22 protein-coding genes are annotated in these 20,899 nt (G+C 39.9%); 2 read left to right on the top strand and 20 right to left on the bottom strand.

Features of this window, described 5'->3' with window-relative positions; translation table 11 throughout:
* Position 1: 1 nt before the first annotated feature.
* On the bottom strand, positions 2-940 hold the full coding sequence (locus tag G8E00_RS02315; RefSeq protein ID WP_166221715.1) for a cation diffusion facilitator family transporter: 939 nt from the start codon (positions 938-940) through the stop codon (positions 2-4).
* Between the two features lie 167 nt (positions 941-1,107).
* On the opposite strand from G8E00_RS02315, the gene G8E00_RS02310 reads away from it, so the two are divergent.
* Positions 1,108-1,575, top strand: coding sequence for a GNAT family N-acetyltransferase (locus G8E00_RS02310; protein WP_166221713.1), 468 nt, complete (start codon positions 1,108-1,110; stop codon positions 1,573-1,575).
* A 31-nt stretch (positions 1,576-1,606) separates the two neighbouring features.
* On the opposite strand, the gene G8E00_RS02305 is transcribed toward G8E00_RS02310, so the two are convergent.
* The 7 genes from G8E00_RS02305 to hcaE all read right to left on the bottom strand — a co-directional run bounded on the left by G8E00_RS02305 (position 1,607) and on the right by hcaE (position 7,916).
* The gene (locus tag G8E00_RS02305) at positions 1,607-2,521 is read right to left on the bottom strand and encodes a DMT family transporter (RefSeq protein WP_166221710.1); all 915 of its coding nucleotides are present in this window, start codon (positions 2,519-2,521) and stop codon (positions 1,607-1,609) included.
* A 94-nt stretch (positions 2,522-2,615) separates the two neighbouring features.
* Positions 2,616-3,848: a 3-phenylpropionate/cinnamic acid dioxygenase ferredoxin--NAD(+) reductase subunit gene (gene hcaD, locus G8E00_RS02300; RefSeq protein ID WP_166008593.1), complete on the bottom strand. Its 1,233-nt coding sequence runs from the start codon at positions 3,846-3,848 to the stop codon at positions 2,616-2,618.
* 11 nt (positions 3,849-3,859) lie between these two features.
* Positions 3,860-4,822 carry a 3-carboxyethylcatechol 2,3-dioxygenase gene (locus tag G8E00_RS02295; protein ID WP_166008594.1) on the bottom strand — a complete coding sequence of 321 codons (963 nt, stop codon included), beginning with the start codon at positions 4,820-4,822 and terminating at the stop codon, positions 3,860-3,862.
* 67 nt (positions 4,823-4,889) lie between these two features.
* On the bottom strand, positions 4,890-5,705 hold the full coding sequence (hcaB, locus tag G8E00_RS02290) for a 3-phenylpropionate-dihydrodiol/cinnamic acid-dihydrodiol dehydrogenase (RefSeq protein WP_166008595.1): 816 nt from the start codon (positions 5,703-5,705) through the stop codon (positions 4,890-4,892).
* Between the two features lie 2 nt (positions 5,706-5,707).
* Positions 5,708-6,034 carry a 3-phenylpropionate/cinnamic acid dioxygenase ferredoxin subunit gene (hcaC, locus tag G8E00_RS02285; protein ID WP_166008596.1) on the bottom strand — a complete coding sequence of 109 codons (327 nt, stop codon included), beginning with the start codon at positions 6,032-6,034 and terminating at the stop codon, positions 5,708-5,710.
* On the bottom strand, positions 6,034-6,552 hold the full coding sequence (gene hcaF, locus G8E00_RS02280; protein WP_122898779.1) for a 3-phenylpropionate/cinnamic acid dioxygenase subunit beta: 519 nt from the start codon (positions 6,550-6,552) through the stop codon (positions 6,034-6,036). The genes hcaC and hcaF overlap by 1 nt, the downstream gene beginning before the upstream one ends.
* Entirely contained in the window at positions 6,549-7,916 is a 1,368-nt protein-coding gene (hcaE, locus tag G8E00_RS02275) for a 3-phenylpropionate/cinnamic acid dioxygenase subunit alpha (RefSeq protein ID WP_166008597.1), read from the bottom strand. Before hcaE ends, hcaF begins: the two co-directional genes overlap by 4 nt.
* Before the next feature lie 282 nt (positions 7,917-8,198).
* On the opposite strand from hcaE, the gene hcaR reads away from it, so the two are divergent.
* Positions 8,199-9,119 carry a DNA-binding transcriptional regulator HcaR gene (gene hcaR / locus G8E00_RS02270; RefSeq protein WP_166221707.1) on the top strand — a complete coding sequence of 307 codons (921 nt, stop codon included), beginning with the start codon at positions 8,199-8,201 and terminating at the stop codon, positions 9,117-9,119.
* 652 nt (positions 9,120-9,771) lie between these two features.
* Here the strand turns inward: hcaR and G8E00_RS02265 are convergent.
* The 12 genes from G8E00_RS02265 to rpmJ form a co-directional block, all read right to left on the bottom strand.
* Positions 9,772-10,629: an alpha/beta fold hydrolase gene (locus tag G8E00_RS02265; protein WP_166008599.1), complete on the bottom strand. Its 858-nt coding sequence runs from the start codon at positions 10,627-10,629 to the stop codon at positions 9,772-9,774.
* A gap of 294 nt (positions 10,630-10,923) precedes the next feature.
* A complete protein-coding gene (locus tag G8E00_RS02260; RefSeq protein WP_166008600.1) occupies positions 10,924-12,216 on the bottom strand; it encodes an OprD family outer membrane porin in 1,293 nt (430 codons plus the stop codon).
* A 411-nt stretch (positions 12,217-12,627) separates the two neighbouring features.
* On the bottom strand, positions 12,628-13,647 hold the full coding sequence (gene dmpG, locus G8E00_RS02255; protein ID WP_166221696.1) for a 4-hydroxy-2-oxovalerate aldolase: 1,020 nt from the start codon (positions 13,645-13,647) through the stop codon (positions 12,628-12,630).
* A gap of 10 nt (positions 13,648-13,657) precedes the next feature.
* Entirely contained in the window at positions 13,658-14,560 is a 903-nt protein-coding gene (locus tag G8E00_RS02250; RefSeq protein WP_166221693.1) for an acetaldehyde dehydrogenase (acetylating), read from the bottom strand.
* A 15-nt stretch (positions 14,561-14,575) separates the two neighbouring features.
* Positions 14,576-15,373 (bottom strand): fumarylacetoacetate hydrolase family protein, encoded by a 798-nt coding sequence (locus tag G8E00_RS02245; RefSeq protein WP_166221690.1) that lies wholly within the window; start codon positions 15,371-15,373, stop codon positions 14,576-14,578.
* Between the two features lie 804 nt (positions 15,374-16,177).
* The gene (locus tag G8E00_RS02240) at positions 16,178-17,668 is read right to left on the bottom strand and encodes a flavin-containing monooxygenase (protein WP_166221686.1); all 1,491 of its coding nucleotides are present in this window, start codon (positions 17,666-17,668) and stop codon (positions 16,178-16,180) included.
* A gap of 184 nt (positions 17,669-17,852) precedes the next feature.
* Positions 17,853-18,230, bottom strand: coding sequence for a 50S ribosomal protein L17 (gene rplQ, locus G8E00_RS02235; RefSeq protein ID WP_166008605.1), 378 nt, complete (start codon positions 18,228-18,230; stop codon positions 17,853-17,855).
* Positions 18,231-18,248: 18 nt separating this feature from the next.
* Complete coding sequence (locus G8E00_RS02230; protein WP_004281489.1) at positions 18,249-19,256, bottom strand: DNA-directed RNA polymerase subunit alpha; 1,008 nt, start codon at positions 19,254-19,256, stop codon at positions 18,249-18,251.
* 17 nt (positions 19,257-19,273) lie between these two features.
* Entirely contained in the window at positions 19,274-19,897 is a 624-nt protein-coding gene (gene rpsD / locus G8E00_RS02225; protein ID WP_166008606.1) for a 30S ribosomal protein S4, read from the bottom strand.
* 12 nt (positions 19,898-19,909) lie between these two features.
* Entirely contained in the window at positions 19,910-20,296 is a 387-nt protein-coding gene (rpsK, locus tag G8E00_RS02220; protein WP_004281491.1) for a 30S ribosomal protein S11, read from the bottom strand.
* Positions 20,297-20,315: 19 nt separating this feature from the next.
* Positions 20,316-20,672 carry a 30S ribosomal protein S13 gene (gene rpsM / locus G8E00_RS02215; protein ID WP_166008607.1) on the bottom strand — a complete coding sequence of 119 codons (357 nt, stop codon included), beginning with the start codon at positions 20,670-20,672 and terminating at the stop codon, positions 20,316-20,318.
* 105 nt (positions 20,673-20,777) lie between these two features.
* The gene (gene rpmJ / locus G8E00_RS02210) at positions 20,778-20,894 is read right to left on the bottom strand and encodes a 50S ribosomal protein L36 (RefSeq protein ID WP_000867907.1); all 117 of its coding nucleotides are present in this window, start codon (positions 20,892-20,894) and stop codon (positions 20,778-20,780) included.
* Between the last annotated feature and the right edge of the window lie 5 nt (positions 20,895-20,899).

Here is a 20,899-nt window from a genome sequence, read left to right as displayed (position 1 = left end):
ATTATTCTAAACGCCCTTTCATTCTTTCCAGCCACACTTGTTTGGTTTGAGGCTTGATAAATAACGCCACAATTTCAGGATGAATTTTTTTAATTTCAGCTTCTATGCGATTCACACATAATTCAATGTCATCTGAGGTCAGATTATCTTTAAATTCCAAGCTTAATGAGGCAATCACCTGATGTGCACCCATTTGTTCAGTGAGTACACCATTGGCAGATTGCACAGAAGGATCATGCTGAGCAATATTTAATACATTTTGTCTAAGCTGAGGATCAGCGGTTTCACCCAATAAAAGACCTTTGGTTTCCTTACCCAATAAAAATGCAGAAATGGCCAAAACCACACCAATTAAAATGGAAGAAATACCATCAATCTCAGGAATACCTAAACTATGCGCAAGATAAATACCCACCAATGCGATCATTAAACCAATTAAAGCAGCTGAATCTTCAAATAAAACGGTAAAAGTCGTCGGGTCTTTACTACGACGAAAAGCTTCAAAATAGCCCATCTTGCCTTTGGTTCTTCGAAAACTCTTCAATGCCACAAACCAAGACCCACCTTCACATAATATGGCAATGCCTAATACCGCATAGTTCACATAAGGAGAAACCATCTCTTCAGGATGGCGAATATGTTGCACGCCTTGATAAATCGACACGATTGCTCCTAAGGCAAACACCATCAAGGCCACAATAAATGCCCAAAAATAGAGTTCACGACCAAATCCAAAAGGATGCTGATGATTTGCTGGTTGTTGTGATTTTTTTAAACCATACAACAACAATATTTCATTCAAAGTATCAACCACAGAGTGAATCGCTTCACTGAGCATGGCTGAACTATTGGTAATATATGCGGCTACAAACTTCACCAAGGCAATGGCTAAGTTCCCTAAAAGGGCTGCGTATATGACGATTTTGTTAGAATCTGACATTTATTGTCCATAATTTTGATGTAACAAATACTTGCTTGTGTTTTTGCCTATCTCATCTCATAGTAGCAAGACAAAGAATGTTTTTTCTTTATGATTTTGTTGCTTTTCTAATTTGGCAGCCGTTTAGAAAAAATCAATAATAACGAACAATAAAAATTATTAGTCACATGAAAAATACAATAAAAAGAACGACCACTCAACAGCATCAAGATTTGATTAATACGTGGAATTTGTGCTTAAAAGAAATTCCTCATCTTTTCACTCAAACACAATTAAATCAAATTCAAGCACTTTATGTGCAACACGGCTATTATGAGCTCCTACAATTATTTCACGTTGAAATAAACAATGAGATTGCTGGTGCATTTGGTGTAGCAAACAATAAAGTTGAAATGATACTGATCTCACCACGCTATATGCGACAAGGAATTTGTAGCCAATTGGTAAAACATGTCGTTGATCTTGGTGTGTATTATGTGGATGTCTCTGAACACCATCAGATCTTATTTCAAATTTTTGTTCAACATGGTTTTGAAATCATGGCGAGATCGGAAGTGGATGCCGAAGGCTGTCCAAATCCAATATTGCATTTGATGAAACCGCATTTGGCAACACGGTTTTCAGATGATGATTAAACAATGAGTATAGCCAAATAACATCTAAGTTTTAACGCATGTGTTTGGCTTTATACATCAGTATCCATTCTTTCCAGAAATACATCACAATGCCAAACATGACCACGGCAATACCGAATACCGCATTCATGCTGATGTGTTCATGATTCAGTAAGGCGCCTAAAATCAATGCAATGATCGGTGTCATCACGTTGGTGAGTGAAACTGTAGAGGCATTGAGTCGTTTAATCAGCCAGAAATAACATAGCATAGCCACAATCGACGACATGGTCATGGTAAATACAAAACCAACAATGGTATGCGTGCCTGGTATTTGAGTCGGCACATGTTGCCAAATAAACGGCAATAAACCTAAAGAAGCCAGTGCAGACACCACCAATGACCCTGTTGCTTGCGACATGGGATTAAGCGGTGCATTAATCTGCTTCACCCAAAAAATTGAACTGATGTAAGACACAATACTAATGAACATCAATCCAATACCAATCGGGTTTACTTTACTGTCAGCTGAGTCTGCAAATACGTAAACTAGCCCTAAAACAGCGACTGCCATCCCCAGCCATTGTAACCAAGCCAATCTTTGCGTTTTTAAAATCACATGCCCAATCAGTCCTGCAACCAAAGGCGAGAAACCAAATAACAATGCCATTAAACCTGAGGTTAAATAGTTGGCAGCCAAATAGATAAAAAGCTGTGCACCAATCAAATTCAGACTGCCAGCCACGTAACTTTTTAAAGATATCTGGTCAAACGGCAGAGGGTCATTACGAACTTTTAAAATAAATAAGGCAATGATCGATGCGCCGAAATAGCGAATCAATAACACCCACATCGGATGGACTTCCTCGACACTCCATACAATCGCCAAAGGCGTAGTTGCCCAGACTAAAACCAATAATACATAAATACTTGTGGTCACCACGAGGGGCGATGAATGAGAACTCATAAATTGCTCAAAATAAACTCTATATTTTCTTTAGGCACATAAAAAACAGACCTATGCCAAGCATAGGTCTGTTTGTGGAGGGTCTCAATTCGACTTAAGCAATTTTGCGTAGGTCTTGAGCCGTATCCAAATGTTTTTCAGCTTCAAAAGCAGCATCTTTGGCAATCATTTTTTTCAAATGACGCATTTCTTTAGCTGCATTCACCGTAATGCCTGCCACGATTTGACCATTGGTCACACCGTACATAACGAAAGAATTGTCTGCACCTTTTGCCACATCCATTTCCCCACGAATGTGCCATTCAGCCGCAGCCATATCGCCCACAAATTGGAAATTAATGTCCAATTGGTCTGTCCAGAACCAAGCTGGGTTGGCTTTAGGATGTTCAACACCCATCACGTGGCGTGCAAAAATACCGGCTTGAAGATTGGCATTTTCCCAAGTTTCAACACGGCGATGTTGACCATCTTCACGAAGTTGTGTTGCAACATCGCCCGCAGCATAAATATCTGGGTTAGAAGATTGGCAGTTTTCATTCACTTTAATTGCAATGTCAGCATCTAAACCAGCAGCAATTGCAAGCTGAGCATTCGGCACAATACCAATACCATAGACGACTGCATCTGCACGAAGTTCTTCGCCAGAAGCTAAAGTCACAACAACTTCTTCACCATCTAAACGACAGTCTGAAATTGATGTTGAAAGGCGAACATCGACACCTTTAGCACGGTGTTGTTCTAACAAAAATTCACTCAATACCAATGGTGAACAACGGCCCATGACCATTGGACCCATTTCAATGACAGTGACTTCACATTCTTTATAACGCGCACTTGATGCAAGCTCTAAGCCAATCACACCACCACCGATTAAAATTAAACGGCGACCAGGTTGTAATACAGGAACAAGTGCTTGTGAATCTTCAAGATTTCGTAGTGTGTAAACGTGTTTGCCCAAAGCATCAAAATTCGGTAGACGACGTGCTGCACCACCTGTTGCAAGAAGCAACTTGTCATAAGCAACAACGTCACCATTTTTCAATTCGACTGTTTTAGCTTCAGCGTTGATTTTCACGACACCATTGCCACGAATCACATCCACATTCAAATCTGCCAATTTTTGTTCTGACAAAATTTCAATTTTCGTGCCTTCAGGATTTAAAATCACATCCTTTGACAATGGTGGACGTTCATATGGAAGATGGCTTTCATCACCGACCAAAATGATTTTGCCTTCATATTTGTTTGCGCGAAGTTCGAGAATGGCGCTCGCACCAGCTTGACCAGCACCGACAATAACGATGGTTTCGATAGCATTTTGGCTCATGTGATTATTCCTTATGTCAATTCTGCAGATACGATACCGAAGCCCGCAATCCACTCACTAATATCTTCGTAACAATGAGTCGTCATTTCATACTCACCAATTTCATGTAATGCAGCAAACGCAGCCATCCAAGAACGAACTTCTTGACCACCACGGCCACCATCACGACGAATTTCAGCTTCAGTCATGGCTTCAAGTGTTGCGAAATCTGCTTTCTTGAATGTTTCAAGCAAATTACGATCCCACTCAGGATTCAATGGCACTGCAACTGATTTGTCTCCAGCAGCAAGCTTTTGACCCACAGCAATAATTTTTGCTTGACGATTATTACGTGATTCTTCGCTTGGATTACGACCAGCGATGAGGAATTCTTCAACCTCTGGCGGTACTGAACCCATTTGTGGCGTTGGTGGATCATGAGAAAGACCACCTGTACCTAAAACCAGTACACGTTCATTTTCAAGATTTAAGGACTTAATGAACTGACCAACCGCACGACCTAAAGCAATGGTACGCTTTGTCGTTGGCATCGGTGCTGCTGCACCATTAATAAAAATTGGAATCGTTGGATAGCGATCAAGATGACCACCACACAAGAAATGTAATGGTTGAGTCACACCATGATCTGCCTGCATACGATATGAGTACGCAACATCTACGCCTTCATCGAGTACACGACGTACAAGACCTAATGCTTTTTCTTCAGGCACATCAATTTTGTTGTCAATCTTGCCATAGTCCCAATCGCCTGCCGCTGTGGCACGGATACCCACACAGAAACTTGGCATCAAGTCGTAAAAGAAACCATTAAAATGGTCAGGACCGAAGGTAATGATCAGTGTAGGATCGTAGGCTTTTACTTCAGCAGCAAGTTGGTCAAAGGCATTTCTTACAGCTTGCTCTTTATGTTGCTCTTGCGGTGAAGCAAATTCCATTAAAGGACTATGCGAAGCACAAATGAGTTTAACGGGCATGATTGACTCCAAAACGGAAGATAGCCAATTCGGCTATCTTAGGTTAGTCCATTAGATCTTTAAGCGTTTATTCGTCGAAGAAACCTGCACGAGGTTGACGTAAACCACGAATACCTAAACCACATTCAGCATTAATTAAAACGCCTGTGAGTGGACGGTTATTCGCACGTGAAGCCAACAGTACATAAGAACCAGTCATGTCTTCAGGTTCAGGTAAGAAATTCAGTGGCATGCCACGTGCGATTTTCTCAGGATCACGTGCATCCAAAAGACCAAGATTTTCTTGACCGAGTGACGCCGCACCTTTGATATTCACATTCATACCTGATGGTGCAACAGCATTCACTCGTACTTTAGGCGCAAGCTCATACGCCAATTCTTTCATGATGCCCACACCTGCATGTTTTGATGCAGTATAAACAGGACCACCACCGGCAGAATAAAGCGCAGAGTTTGACAGTGTGAAGATGATTGAACCTTCAGACTTTACAAGCTCTTCAAGTGCTGCTTTCGCACCAAGAATCAGTGATTTGGTGTTGATCCCCATGATTTCATCAAAGGCTTTTTCGAGCTGTTCACCAGAGGTATTAACGATATCAGCATAGTGATCCCATATACCTGCATTACCCACGAAACAGTCGAGTTTACCAAAACGTTCTACAGTGGCTTTCACAGCACGGACATTATCTTCATAGCTGGCTACATCGCCTTCAATCGCAAGAACTTTACCGCCGAAGTGTTCATTCAAGGCTTCAACTTTCGCTTTTGAACGTTGAAGAACTGCAACTTGAGCGCCTTCTTCCAAAAAACGTTCAACCAAAGCCCAGCCTAAACCTGAACCACCACCAGTAATAAGTGCAACTTCGCCTTGTAGCCAACCCATGATTATTCTCCTGCCATTTCTACGAACAATTGACCATCTTCAACGATCACAGGGAAAGTTTGGATCGGGTCAGTTGCAGGTAGACATAGTGCTTCACCTGTTTTTAAGCAAAAACGAGCTGAATGTAGTGGACATTCAACAGTACCGTCGTCTTCAAGATAACCTTCAGACATCGAAGCATTACCATGACTGCATTTATCATTCATAGCGAAGAATTCACCACCATTGTTGAATACTGCAAGTGCATCAATACCGTTTACGCCGCAATCTACTTTTAGCGCTTCGCCTTCGTCTAATTCGTCAACTTGGCAAACAAAAATCTTATTCATTAGAAGAACACACTCAAGTTATGTGAGTTATAGGTAACTTGGTCAAGCGTGATCTTACGGTTGAAGATTTGGAAACCTAAGCCGCCTTCAACTTTACGGATCTTGTCATGACGTTTACCACAGTAAATGACCACGTCTTTTTCTTTTTGTGTACGATATAGGAGATAAGTCACGTACACGTCGTATTCGCCTTCAACTTCAGTAGGCTCTACAATCACGTTGCTCACCATGTGAGTGGTACGTGAAGGAGGCTCTTCAGCCCATGCCATGCCTGTTTCAAGACGAGCTACACGACGTTCTAAAAGATCTTTCGTATCGTTGAATACCCAAGTTGTAGGCGGTTCAACTGAACGACGACGGTCACGCGTTTGAGCGTTTGGTGTAGTACGTAGCGTATAAGAAATATCTTCAGCTAATGTGTCTAACCAATCGCGGAATTTCCAATCGTCAAGCAACTTTGCTTCACGATAGAGAAACTGACTAATCTGGTGATGAAGTTCTAAGCTGATTTGACTCATTTCATAAGCTCCTTCTCATATTCGTCAGCTGCTTTTTCCACGTCTTCCCATTTTTCATGGATCAATAAATCTGCCCAACGACGGTACATGCCGCGTGCTGCAGTTTCAGAGAAAATGTAGTTGGTGATACCCGGAATACCGTCTTCACGTACTTTTTCGTTACCTAAGCCCATTTCCATAATGAGTTGGTTTTTACGTGCTTTGTAACCACGAAGTACTTTTTGAATTTCAATCCAGTTTTCAGAGTCATCTTGCTCTAGGAAACCAGCTGGACCAAAGGCACGAGTTGCAGAACGTTCAAATGCTTCTTTCACTTCTTGTGACGCTTCAGCATCTGCAATACAGAATGCCCATACTTCAGTTTTGTTTGGTCCACGTGGATGCCATACGCGAAGCGTTGCTGTACCGTTCAACCAAGACAAAGTTGGGAACATGGTGTTGTGACCAGCAAGACGTAAAGCACGAATATCACCTAAACGCTCTTTCACTTCTTCATAAGTTTCACGGAAGTAGTTTGCAACTTCACCATCAACCCATACGTTTGCATCTGGTTTTTCTGTGAAGAAAAAGCCTGAACCATGACCACGAGAACCGTATTGAATTGCGTCTTTCGCAGTTTCCCATACAGGACGAGCCGTTTGCGCAGCACCTAATTTTTTAGACGCTTCGTCATCTGGTTTTGCACCTAAGACTTGGATCGCAGATGCATGAGAAAACAATGCATGATATTGGTCAGATGCAAACTGTTCTGCTGCAAATTTCCAGTTACATTCGATTTCCCATTTGTGAACACCACCGATGATTTCTGTACCACCTGGACGACGGTCTAAAACACCATCTAAATACCAAGCGATGTCACCCATGTATTCTTCTAAATCTGGTGTTGTGTCATCCCAGCAACCGAACACTAAACCTTTGTAAGTCTTAACACGGTTAACTTCAACAAGGCCCCATTTTTCTTTGCAAGCGCCTTGAGGGAATGCACGATCTTCGAGTGGAATATCTTTAAGCGAACCATCAACACCGTAAGACCAGCCGTGGTATGGGCAAGTAAATGCACGTGTATTACCACAGTCTGCAAAGCTCACACGCATAGAACGGTGACGGCATTGGTTTAATAAAGCTTTAATTGATTTATCTTTTTGACGAACCACGATGATTGGATCTTCACCCATATAGGTATTGAAGAAATCACCTGCTTTAGGAATTTGGCTTTCATGGCAAAGGAACAACCAAGTACGCCCGAACACGCGTTCAAGTTCTAATTCATACAAATCAGGATCCGTATAAATTGACGGCGAAATTCGTCCATTTTGTGCATCGACTAAAGCGTCGATTTGTTGCACATCAATTTTTCCATTCATGAAAGCTCTCCTGCGACAAACGTGGGGTCACAAATCAAATTGATTTAACTGGGCACGATAATCGCTGTTGAGGGCCTTGATAAGGAAATATTTATTTTGTTTTAATTAATATATTTTAGAACTTACTCAGTAGGATGACTTTTATATAAAAATGGCTATAGGTGGTCAAATATCATTTATTATCTAAATACTATTACTATCTTCTCCTTATCATTGTTTATGCTCTATACTTGAGTGAAACTAAAGTAAGACTTTTTTTGGATTAGTCTTTGGACGAGTGATATGGAATTACGCCACCTTCGATATTTTATTACTGTTGCTGAAGAACTTAATTTCAGTAAAGCCGCATTAAAACTATTTACAGCCCAACCCTCACTCAGCCAACAAATTAAAGATCTTGAAGAAGATGTTGGTGTCAAACTATTAAACCGAACTAAACGCAAAGTCGAACTGACTGATGAAGGCGCTGTTTTCTTAGAACAAGCCCGCCTAACACTTGCTCAGGCAGATAAAGCTGTTGCTATGGCGCGTCAAGTCTCTAAAGCAAAACAACAGTTGCTCAGAATTGGCTTCGTCCCTGTTGCAGAAATGAAAGTTTTCCCATTTGTACTGCCAAACTTACGTGTACAGAATTCAGAATTTAAAATTGAGTTGCTCAGCTTGAATAACACTGAGCAAATGCGTTCTATTAAAAAAGGTGAACTTGATATCACTTTCACGCGTCATAACTTACAAAATGATGAAATTGAAAGTAAATTCGTGCTTCGTGAACCACTGATCTTACTATTACCCAATGATCACCCACTGGCAAAATACGAAAGAGTCCCTGTTAAAGCTTTGAATGGCATAGATTTTATTATTCCAGATATCGAGCAATCGCAAACTTTACACAATACGATTTTAGATTTTGCCAAAGACAATCATATTGAATTTAATATCGTGCAAAAAGCAGATAATATTTTATTCAATATCAATTCTGTCGGAATGGGCTTAGGTTGCACAATACTACCTGCTTATATCGCCCCACTGACCATGAGCAATACAGTGATCAGACCTCTCGATGTAGAGCTTCCATCTCTAGATCTTTTTGTGAGCTATCGTAAAAACTCTACATCTGAAGCTGTGAAGAAATTTATAGAATTATTAACCAAAGTCTTTTATCTGGATATTAATCGAACAGATGAACGTAAAAGCTTAAATTAAAATTCCAGCACTGAATCACTACTATTTCGCAATGAAATAGTAGTGATGTCATACCTGATAAAAAGTCAATTTTTTAGTGCATTTTTTTAAATATTTCTTTCATTTGTTTTCTAATTAACTTCACGCCGTTTTAATTGAATTTTCCAATATAAAAGCTAAATTGTAATTTTTTGAGCTGTTTTGGTAAAAATCTACAACTTAAGTCTAATAAGCTCACCAGATGGATCAAAATTGGTTTATTCATATCCAAAAAAAGACATATTTCTACCAATGATGATGGCCATGGGCGCAATACATCGTTTAAAAACTGGAATACAAAATCCATTATTATGCTTTTAAAATATCTTGTCAGCCCTTATTTTCTATGTCCATATAACGCAATTTAATCTCTTTACATGGATCAAATAAACTTCTGATCAGCTGCATTCTCAGAGTTATTTGCTACTAAATCTCCACTGCAATACTTCAATTGAACTTTCTGCATATCATCATAGCTTAAGGATTTAACACTATCACTCTTAGCATCATGATTAATATTGGTGTTGGATTCATCAGTTCATCATGTCTAAGTGTTTTAAAAGTAAATTTAAGCAATAAAAAAGGATGGCTTGCACCATCCTTCTTCATATTGATCAATCATTAGACTAAATGATTAGACACCACGAGCAGTCAAATAATTTTTAATGATCGTGTTAAATTCGTCTGCTTTTTCAACTTGAGACCAGTGACCACATTGGCTGAAAATGTGTGCATCAGCATGTGGAACAATGTTCAAGATATCCCAAGTACGAGATACTGGAATCACCACGTCCTGTGTACCGTGAATCAACAATACAGGTACAGTGATTTCTTTCATTTTTTCGAAATCGAGTGGGAATTCGAAACGGTCACGGTCACGTGCACCTACAACATCCATCAAACGATCAGATGCGTAGTCATTTTTCGCAGAATCAAAACGTACTTTTACTAATTCGTCAGTGATCAAATCTTTGTTCACAACAAACATAGAAAGTGTCTTTTTAATCCCTTCTTCAGTTAAAACTGGGTTTGCATGTGCTTTCAATGCTGCAGTTTGTTTCGCACCACCCGTACCCATAGATACGATACCTAAAATACGCTCTGGATAATCAAGCGCCATTTGGAAAGCTAACCAACCACCTAACGAGTTACCCACCAACCATGTTTTTTCAATTCCTAGCGCATCTAAAGTACGAATTGCATGATCAACCCAAGCGCGGATGCCGTAAGCTGTACCTGGTGCAACCACTGTTTGACCATAACCAATGGTATCGATCGCGATGCAACGTGCTTGTTCACCAATTGATGGAAGGTTTAACCACCAGTTTGCAGCTGCAGATACGCCTGTACCTGAACCGTGCAAAAATAAAATAGGTGTACCTTCACCAATTTCGTGGTAATGGGTAAGTTCACCTTCAGCTGTTTCAATCCATTTGTCTTCTAAACCGAAGAATGAATCCGTCTTATATTCTGGAATTTGAACAGTGCTCATACTGACTCCTCGTATAGCGCTAACTCAGGTTAAAGTTCAACTTAAACCCAAATCACGATTTGAAATTTCTTCACATTTGAGCCTAATATTAACCGTTCAAGCCGTGCCATTTGATACTTAATAACGATGATAAACAATAAAAAAACGATAATTTAAATACATGTTTTTATTCAATATTTATAATAATACTGGGTGTGTATACTGGTGCTTTGTCATTTCACTTTTATGCCTAGCACACAAATAAAAAAAGTGCTTGAGGATCAAGCACTTTTTATCATCTATAGAATCGTTAAATTAGAATGTAAAGGTATAAGTGGTTGCTATTCGATTTTCTTCTAAATCGACGAAACCAGGAACACTCGGGTAATTCACATCAATATACATCCACTGAATACCTAAACCTTTCAACTTACCTTCTGGAACTGTGTATTTAACGATTAAATTATTCTCAGCTTCTTCACCGCGTGTACCATCACCATTGTCGATATCCCAACCTTCGAAATGACGTACGGTTGCAGTTAAACCATTTAAGCCTAAATCTTTGAAATCATAGCTATAACCCACACTCCAAGACTTTTCATCTTTACGAATAAAGCTTGCCACAGACCAGTTCGCCAAATAAGGTTGAGGTGTCCAGCCTGAAAGTGATGGGAAATATGGAACTGATTTACCATGCTCACCAAACATTTGTTGATAACCTGCATCAAAAGTGTGGTTACCTGTTTTCCACTCAGCTTTCAATGACAGTGCTTGGTTTTCAAAATCACCATAAATGGCTTTGCCCGTTTCACGGTTATCAAAACCGTGAATATGTCCTGAAATCTGATTTTTATCGTCTAATTTTTTCTTAAAGTCTAAACCGACATAATTTTGTTGGTATAGATTGGTCACATCTGCAAAATAATAGCTTGCTGATAATTCAGGCATAATTTGGTAATCGATACCAGCAATATACATACCATGGTTAAAACCAGGATTAACACGCTTACTATAATCCCCTAACTCTTTTGGCCAAATATTAAAATCTTGATATTGGTTGTCATAACGCGAGTTAATACCATCAATATAAGCCAAAGTAAGTTTGGTATTTTTGAGTTCTTTTGATTCAAGCCATGCACCACTGTAAGTTGTGATGAGCTGACGTGATGGATCAATGAATAGAACAGGCGTCATGGGTTGTAAATCACCAACACGCAATTCTGTTTTGTTCAGCTTTGCTTTTAACGTTACCCCAACTTTGCCATAGTCACGAGCTTGATCTTTGCCATTATAAGGAAGCACAAAATCATTCATGTGCTTATCATCACTTAAACGCAACGCATATTGTGCTAAAACATCAACTCCAACCTGTAAAGGTCCCCAATTGGCATAGCCCGATTTTGCATCTAAAGTGATCCCTTGTGACCAACTACCAAAATTTCGAGACAAAGGTTTATTTGCATCCGGAATAGATACATCACGTTGTAAATAAAAGTTTTTAAATTTTAATTGCACTTGGCTGTCGTCAATAAAATCTGCATAAGTTGCAGATGTCCCCGTTGCTAATAAAGCAAGACTTAAAGCTTTCCATAATGTTTGACGATACATGACTCATTTTCCCAACGATCAATTTCAGCAAGCTTGCATCATGCTGAAAAAATCACCGCGAAAAAATCAGACTAGAGTAGTAAAAAATGGCATCAATTCAATCTATATTGGATATATATAAAATTTGTTGAGATGTTTTAACAATAAGCAATTCTATGATTTTGATTAAAAAATTAATGCAACATTTTGTTTTTAAATAAAATTATCCATATTTTTTAAAAAAACAAATTATATTTATCATTATTAATCGTTTTTATGTTTAACTCTTTGAAAAATATTTTGTTTTTTAGCGGATCGATTAGATGAATTACCTATTAAAACATATTTTTTACGTATGAAAATAAATACTTATGAAAAAAAGCACCTATAAATAGGTGCTTTTTTAGACTTAATTTAAAAATTGATTTTAAATTAAGCTGAAAGTTCTTGTGCTTTAGACATGGTCAATGCTAAATCTTCAATCATATCTTCTTGTCCGCCAACAGTACCACGACGACCAAGTTCTAATAAGATTTCACGAGCAGAAACGCCATATTTAGCTTCAGCACGTTTAGCAAACAATAGGAATGAAGAGTAAACACCTGCATAACCTAAAGTTGCCGCATCACGATCCGCACGAATCGGGTTGTGCATCATCGGGATCACCAAATCTTCAGCAATATCTTGTACTTTAAATAGGTCTACACCAGTTTCCATTTGCATACGGTTTGCAACAGCAACGAATAACTCAAGTGGTGTATTCCCTGCGCCTGCGCCTAAACCTGCAGATGCTAAGTCGACACGAATTGCACCTGCTTCGACAGCAGCCACAGTATTCGCAACACCCATACCTAAGTTATGGTGACCATGGAAACCGATTTCGATGTTTGAATCGAAGTGTTGACGTAAAGCGCCCACGCGATCTTTCACATCTTGTGGCAACATGTAACCTGCTGAGTCCGTCACATAGATACAGTTCGCACCGTAAGACACCATCTTTTTCGCTTCTTCAAGCAGACGTTCTGGTGAAGCCATGTGTGCCATCATCAAGAAGCCCACAGTGTCCATACCGAGTTTACGTGCAGCAGTAATGTGCTGTTCAGAGCAATCTGCTTCCGTTGAGTGTGTTGCAACACGAATCGTTGAAACACCAATCTCATGTGCCATTTTTAAATGGTCAACCGTACCAATACCAGGAAGTAATAATGCGGTGACTTTAGCATTTTTCATACGTGGCACAACAGCAGACAAGTATTCTTCATCTGTTGCAGCAGCAAAACCGTAGTTGACTGAGTTACCGCCAAGACCATCACCATGTGTTACCTCAATTAAAGGTACACCTGCATCATCTAATGCAGTTGAAATGGCAATCATTTGCTCAACAGTCGTTTGATGGCGCTGCGGATGCATACCATCACGTAGTGTCATATCATTAATAATCACTTTAGACATGGTCTGCTCCTTAAGCTTCAGCAACTTGTGATGCGATTAAACGCTCTGCGAACATTTCTGCAGTACGTGCAGCTGCAGCCGTCATAATGTCGAGGTTACCTGCATATTTTGGTAGGTAGTCACCTAGACCTTCCACTTCAAGGAAGATTGATACACGGTTACCATCAAATACTGGACCGTTCACAAGCTTATAACCTGGTACGTATTTCTGAACTTGTTCAATCATCGCATGCACTGCTTTCGTGATGGCTGCTTGATCAGGTTCACCTTCAACCAGACAGTGAACAGTATCACGCATGTATACTGGTGGCTCAGCTGGGTTAATGATGATGATGGCCTTACCTTGTTTCGCACCGCCAACTTTTTCAATCGCACTCGCTGTTGTACGCGTAAATTCATCGATGTTTTTACGTGTACCAGGACCAATTGATTTCGTTGAAGCAGTCGCGATGATCTCACCATAGTTCACAGGTTGAACACTCGCAATTGCAGCAATCATTGGAATGGTTGCTTGACCACCACAGGTCACCATGTTGACGTTTTGCACTTCACCAGAATCTAGCAAGCTTGCTAAGTTTACTGGTGGTACGCAGAAAGGGCCAATCGCAGCAGGCGTTAAGTCAATCATGAGCACGCCAAGCTCATTTAGCTTACGGCTGTTTTCAGCATGTACATATGCAGAAGTCGCATCAAATGCGATTTTGATATCATCTTCAAGGACATGAGGAAGAAGACCATCAACACCTTCGCTTGTGGTTTTTAAGCCCATTTTCGCAGCACGAGCAAGACCTTCAGAAGTTGGGTCAATCCCCACCATCCAAACTGGCTCTAACCATTCACTACGTTGTAATTTATAAAGTAAATCAGTACCAATATTCCCTGGACCAATTAAGGCACATTTAATCTTTTTCATGACATATTTTCTCAATTATTCAGCAGCAAATGCAGCAACTACAGAACCAAAGCCTTCAATTTCAACTTTAAATTCATCACCTGGTTGAGCAACAACCATTGGGCCTAAAGCACCAGTCAATACGATGTCACCTGCAAGTAATGGGCGACCACGACGAACCATTTCATCAGCCAACCACACCGCTGCATTTAATGGGTTTGCAAGACATGCTTTACCTACACCTTGAGACACGACTTCATCAGCACGCATCATGACCATTTTGCAGTTCACAAGATCAAGGTTTTCGAGTTTTACAGGCTTAGAACCCAATACAAAGGCTGCAGAAGATGCGTTATCAGCCACAGTATCAATTAAACTGATTTTCCAGTTTTCAATACGGCTATCGACCACTTCAATCGCAGGAAGTGCATATTCAGTCGCACTGATGATGTCTGCGTAAGTATGTTTTTCTTTAGTCAAATCTTTATTAATGACCAAGGCAATTTCTGCTTCAACTTTTGGTTGAATCAATAAACCTGCAGGAATTGCTTCACCATCGCCATACGCCATGTCTGCAAACAACATACCGAAGTCAGGTGAATCGACACCTAATTGTTTTTGAACCGCGATTGATGTTAAGCCAATTTTACGCCCCACTAAACGACGACCTTCAGATAACGCGCGCTCAGTATTAACTTCCTGTACGGCATAAGCGATATCTACATCGGCAGTTTCGCCACCGAGTTGAGGGCGAATCGGAGCAATGGCAGTTTGTGAAAGTTCAGCAGATCGAAGCGCTAAGGCAACTGACTCAACAACAGCAGAATTCGACATCAATGTTTCCTTAAACTGTAAAAATTGGACATATACCTGAGGACAACGCGAGATGGCATGAACCATGAATGAGATGTTTAAATTCCCATCCCCTGATTTAAAGCTTTCAAAATGCGGTAGGTATATGTATAAACACTTTAAGAATCGGTAAAATATGACATTGATGCCAATACTTATTTTATTTTTTTCAATAGTTAGAAGCTATAAATCTTTTTTATCATTTTTAAGACTATCAACAAGTTTTATAAATCAATAACAAATGCCAGCAAAAGACTCAGAATTCAAATTTATCAATGAATTAAATCATAGGTCATCTACGACTAAAATCTAATAAGAAACTAAATATTGAATCCTTTGCGATCAAATCAACTCAAAATTAAATAAAATTTATTCTGACTGGATGAATATTCATTACGCGAAATGATCGATCAATATGCGCATGATCCGAATGTAAAAATATAAAAATAGCTCAACTTGAACAATCTCATAGTCACTGTCGAGCTTTCATGTCTCATATGTGTTGTTTTAACTAATACCCACATTCATCGATACCATCTCGAAAAAAGTTGGTATTCATGGCAATTATCAGTACAACATGAACTTCAACATTGTGAAATGACCTCGAAGCAGAACATAGATCTAGACCAAATGAAGACCCAATATCAACTTATTACCCCTCTTTAAAAACTAAAACACCCAATGAAAATCATCGGGTGTTTTAGATAAAATAAATATCAACCTATTTATGAATATGAAAAATTACTCAGGGATTGATCTCATGGCTCAAGCTTATAAAGCTCAGGATTATGAAACCAATTTAGGCTTTTTTTCAACATGTTGCTCACGCTTACTGAACTTCAAGATTGAATCATTGAAGCTAGCATTTTTCAGCGCTTTACGGTCCGCTAAATAGTTATTGGTCACCTTCCATGGGCCTGATTTACCTTGTTTTGGCATCACTTCACTGGCACGAGCGATATAACCTGAAGACAAGCTACCCATGATGGTATCTTCCATCAACTGTGATTGATCACCTTGAGCAATGACTTCATCGTAGCCTTGTTGATCCATATAATTCAGAAGACGACAAATATAATCTGCTGCAATATCTACTTTCAATGTCCAAGAGGCATTGATATAACCAATCACCATGGCCATATTTGGAACATCACTTACCATCACACCTTGGTAAAGCATGGTTTTAGACGTATTTAAGGGTTGACCATCAATGGTACCTTGAATACCACCTAAAATTTGAATATTCAAACCAGTCGCACTGATGATAATATCCGCATCTAAATGTTCACCTGATTTTAATTGAATACCCGTTTCAGTGAATTTTTCGATGTGATCTGTTGCAACACTGGCTTTGCCTTCACGCAAAATTTTGAATAAATCACCATCTGGAACCACACATAGGCGCTGATCCCAAGGATTATAATTTGGGGTAAAGTGTTTCATATCTACCTTACCCTTCAATTGCATTTCAATTGATTTAAGCAACAACTTTTTCAACAGCTTCGGTTGTTTTTGAGCGAGTGCATAAATACCACGTTGCATGCCAATATTTCGTGCACGTGTGATTTTATATGCAACACTATCTGGTAAGACTTTACGCATCTTCTCATAGACAAAGTCAATTGAAGGAATAGACGCAATATACGTTGGTGAACGTTGCAACATGGTCACATGTGCAGCACCACCCTTTGCCATAGCAGGAACAAGCGTAATCGCTGTTGCGCCACTACCAATAATCACTACTTTTTTACCTGTGTAATCTAAATTTTCAGGCCATTTTTGGGGGTGAATAATCTGTCCTTTAAATGCTTTTTGATTTGGAAATTCAGGTTCATAACCTTGCTCATAGTTATAATAACCTGTACAACCTAAAACAAAATTGGCAACCCAAGTTTCTGTTTTACCTTGGGCATTTTCAATTTGCACAATCCATTTTTTTTGCTGTGAATCATAGTTTGCTGATTTCACATTATGTTTGAAATGAATTTTAGATTTTAATTTATATTCATCAACAACTTCAGACAAATAACCTTTAATCGCACTACCAGATGCGAGAATATTGGTTTCTCGCCAAGGTTTAAAATCAAAACCAAATGTTGACATATCTGAGTCAGAGCGGATACCCGGATATTTAAAAAAGTCCCATGTACCACCAAAACTTTCGCGACGCTCAATGATCTCAAATTTTCTATGAGGAGATTGTTTCGTTAAGTGTGCTGCTAAACCTAAACCTGAAATACCAGCACCAACAATGAGAATATCAACTTGCTTGTCCATTTTCTTTTTATTACCTGTCTATAAATACAATTTTATTAAATCACAATTTTGACAATACACAATGTCAATTTGAGTAACAAGATGCAATTTTATAGTCAATAGAGGACAAAATGATGAAATTGTCTAACAAAAAGGCATTAAAAAAGGCCGGTATAAAACCGGCCTTTCTTAGAATAATTAAAAATTACTCTGCAGAAGTTTTAACTTCACGATCTACTAGCTCAACGTAAGCCATCGGTGCAGCATCACCTGCACGGAAGCCCGCTTTAAGAACACGTAGATAGCCGCCGTTACGTTCTTTATAACGAGGGCCAAGCACTGTAAATAATTTACCTACAGTTGCTGCTGAACGAGTACGAGCAAACGCTAAACGACGGTTTGCTACAGAATCGACTTTAGCTAAAGTGATTAAAGGCTCAGCAACACGACGTAATTCTTTTGCTTTAGGAACAGTAGTTTTGATTAACTCATGTTCAAACAAAGAATTAGCCATGTTTTGGAACATCGCTTTACGATGACTGCTTGTACGGCCTAATTTCACACCACTATTACGATGACGCATGGTGATAGTCCTACTTAATTAACGGCTACGATAGGCAAAACGATCGTCCATACGTAAACTAGCTGGTGGCCAGTTTTCTAAACGCATGCCGAGTTGTAAGCCTTTTGAAGCCAGAACATCTTTAATCTCAGTCAACGATTTCTTACCTAAGTTAGGAGTTTTTAACAACTCAACTTCAGTACGTTGAACAAGATCACCGATGTAGTAAATATTTTCTGCTTTCAAACAGTTAGCAGAACGAACAGTAAGCTCTAGATCATCTACTGGACGAAGCAAGATTGGATCAACTTCTTCACGAGGCTCTTGAGCAACTGGAGCTTGATCTTTCTGAAGATCAACAAAAATTGCAATTTGTTGTTGCAAGATTGTTGCCGCTTTGCGGATTGCTTCTTCTGGATCTACAGTACCATTTGTTTCAAGATCAATGATCAACTTGTCAAGGTCAGTACGTTGTTCTACACGAGCATTTTCAACTGTGTAAGACACACGTTTGATCGGGCTATAAGAAGCATCTAACTGTAAGCGACCAACAGGGCGTGTTTCGCCTTCTGGGAAGCGTGAGTCAGATGTTTCATAACCACGGCCTTGAGCAACTTTCAAGCGCATTTTCAATGAGCCTGATGCACTTAAAGTGCCGATCAAATGTTCAGGGTTAACCACTTCAACATTATGAGGTAAACGTAGATCAGCAGCTGTTACATCGCCTGCTCCTTGTTTCTCTAATGTCAAATATGCTTCATTTTGATCGAACAGCTTAATAGACAATCCTTTAAGGTTCAGCAAGAGCTCGACGATGTCCTGCTGCAAGCCTTCTAAAGTACTGTACTCGTGCTCGACGCCTTCAATTTCAACTTCAACCACAGCAGCGCCAGGTAAAGAAGATAAAAGAATGCGACGTAAAGCATTACCTAGAGTATGACCAAAGCCACGCTCTAATGGTTCTAGAATCACTTTTGCCGAGGTCCCGCTAGCCGCTTCGACCTTGATCGCTTGCGGAGTAAGAAACTCGTTTGCAGTACGCGTCATTATTGCTACCTCAAGGATTATTTAGAATACAATTCAACAATCAAGCTTTCGTTGATTTCAGCAGGTAAATCAGAACGATCAGGTGCAGATTTGAATGTACCTTCTAATTTAGAATGGTCAATTTCCATCCAAGAAGGAGTTCCACGTTGAGCAGCTAATTCAATTGCGTTTTTAATACGTAATTGTTGTTTAGAGCTTTCGTGTACTGCAATTACATCGCCCGCTTTTACTTGGATAGACGCAATGTTAACACGACGACCATTCAAAGTAATGCTACGGTGAGATACTAACTGACGAGCTTCTGCACGTGTAGAACCAAAGCCCATGCGATAAACAACGTTATCAAGGCGGCTTTCAAGCAATTTCAACAAGTTTTCACCTGTTGCGCCTTTAACACGAGCAGCTTCTTTATAGTAATTACTAAATTGACGTTCTAACACACCGTACATACGACGTACTTTTTGTTTTTCACGTAATTGTAGTGAGTACTCTGATTGTTTTGCGCGGCTCTGACCGTGTTGGCCAGGAGCTTTTGCAGCTTTTTTAGTCTTAACATCAAACGGTTTAACGCCTGATTTAAGTTGCAGGTCTGTCCCTTCGCGGCGAGAGAGTTTGCATTTTGGACCAATATAACGAGCCATGAATGATTCTCCTTAGACGCGACGTTTTTTAGGTGGACGACAACCGTTGTGAGGGATTGGAGTCACATCGGTAATGCTATTAATTTTATAACCCACTGCACCTAAAGCACGAACCGCAGATTCACGACCTGGACCAGGACCTTTAACAAGGACGTCCAAGTTTTTCAAACCGTAATCCAAAGCTGCTTTACCAGCAACTTCAGCAGCTACCTGAGCAGCAAACGGAGTTGATTTACGTGATCCACGGAAGCCTTGTCCACCTGAGGTAGCCCAAGCCAGTGCATTACCTTGACGATCGGTAATAGTCACAATGGTGTTATTAAAAGAAGCGTGAATGTGTGCAACACCTTCAGAGACGGTACGAGTGACCTTCTTGCGTGCGCGTGTATCTTTAGCCATCTTTTAGCTTCCAGAAATCTTATTTCTTAATCGGTTTGCGCGGACCTTTACGGGTACGTGCGTTAGTTTTGGTGCGTTGTCCGCGGACAGGCAAGCTGCGACGATGACGAAGACCACGGTAGCAGCCTAAATCCATTAAACGTTTAATGTTCATGGAAATTTCGCGACGTAAATCACCTTCGGTCGGAACCTTAGCAATTTCTGCACGAATCGCATCAAGCTGAGCATCATCCAATTCACGGATCTTAGTAGTTGTCGCGATACCAACAGCAGCTAAGATGTTCTTAGCAGTATGGCGACCGATACCAAAGATGTACGTGAGGGAGATAACAGCATGCTTGTTATCCGGAATGTTTACACCGGCAATACGAGCCATTCACTTTCTCCAAAAAGGCAGTAGAGATAACAACCGCCCCACAAAAATCTTGAGGGGCGGATAATAACCTAATTAGCCTACTGAAATCAACAGGTCTTGATCAGATTAACCTTGACGCTGCTTATGACGAGGTTCTGCGCTACAAATTACGCGAATAACCCCATTACGACGGATAACTTTACAGCTACCACAAATTTTCTTTACAGAAGCTTGAACTTTCATAATGA

The organism is Acinetobacter shaoyimingii, assembly GCF_011578045.1.
GTDB classification, from domain to species: domain Bacteria; phylum Pseudomonadota; class Gammaproteobacteria; order Pseudomonadales; family Moraxellaceae; genus Acinetobacter; species Acinetobacter shaoyimingii.
This window is presented reverse-complemented; position numbering and strand designations above follow the sequence as displayed.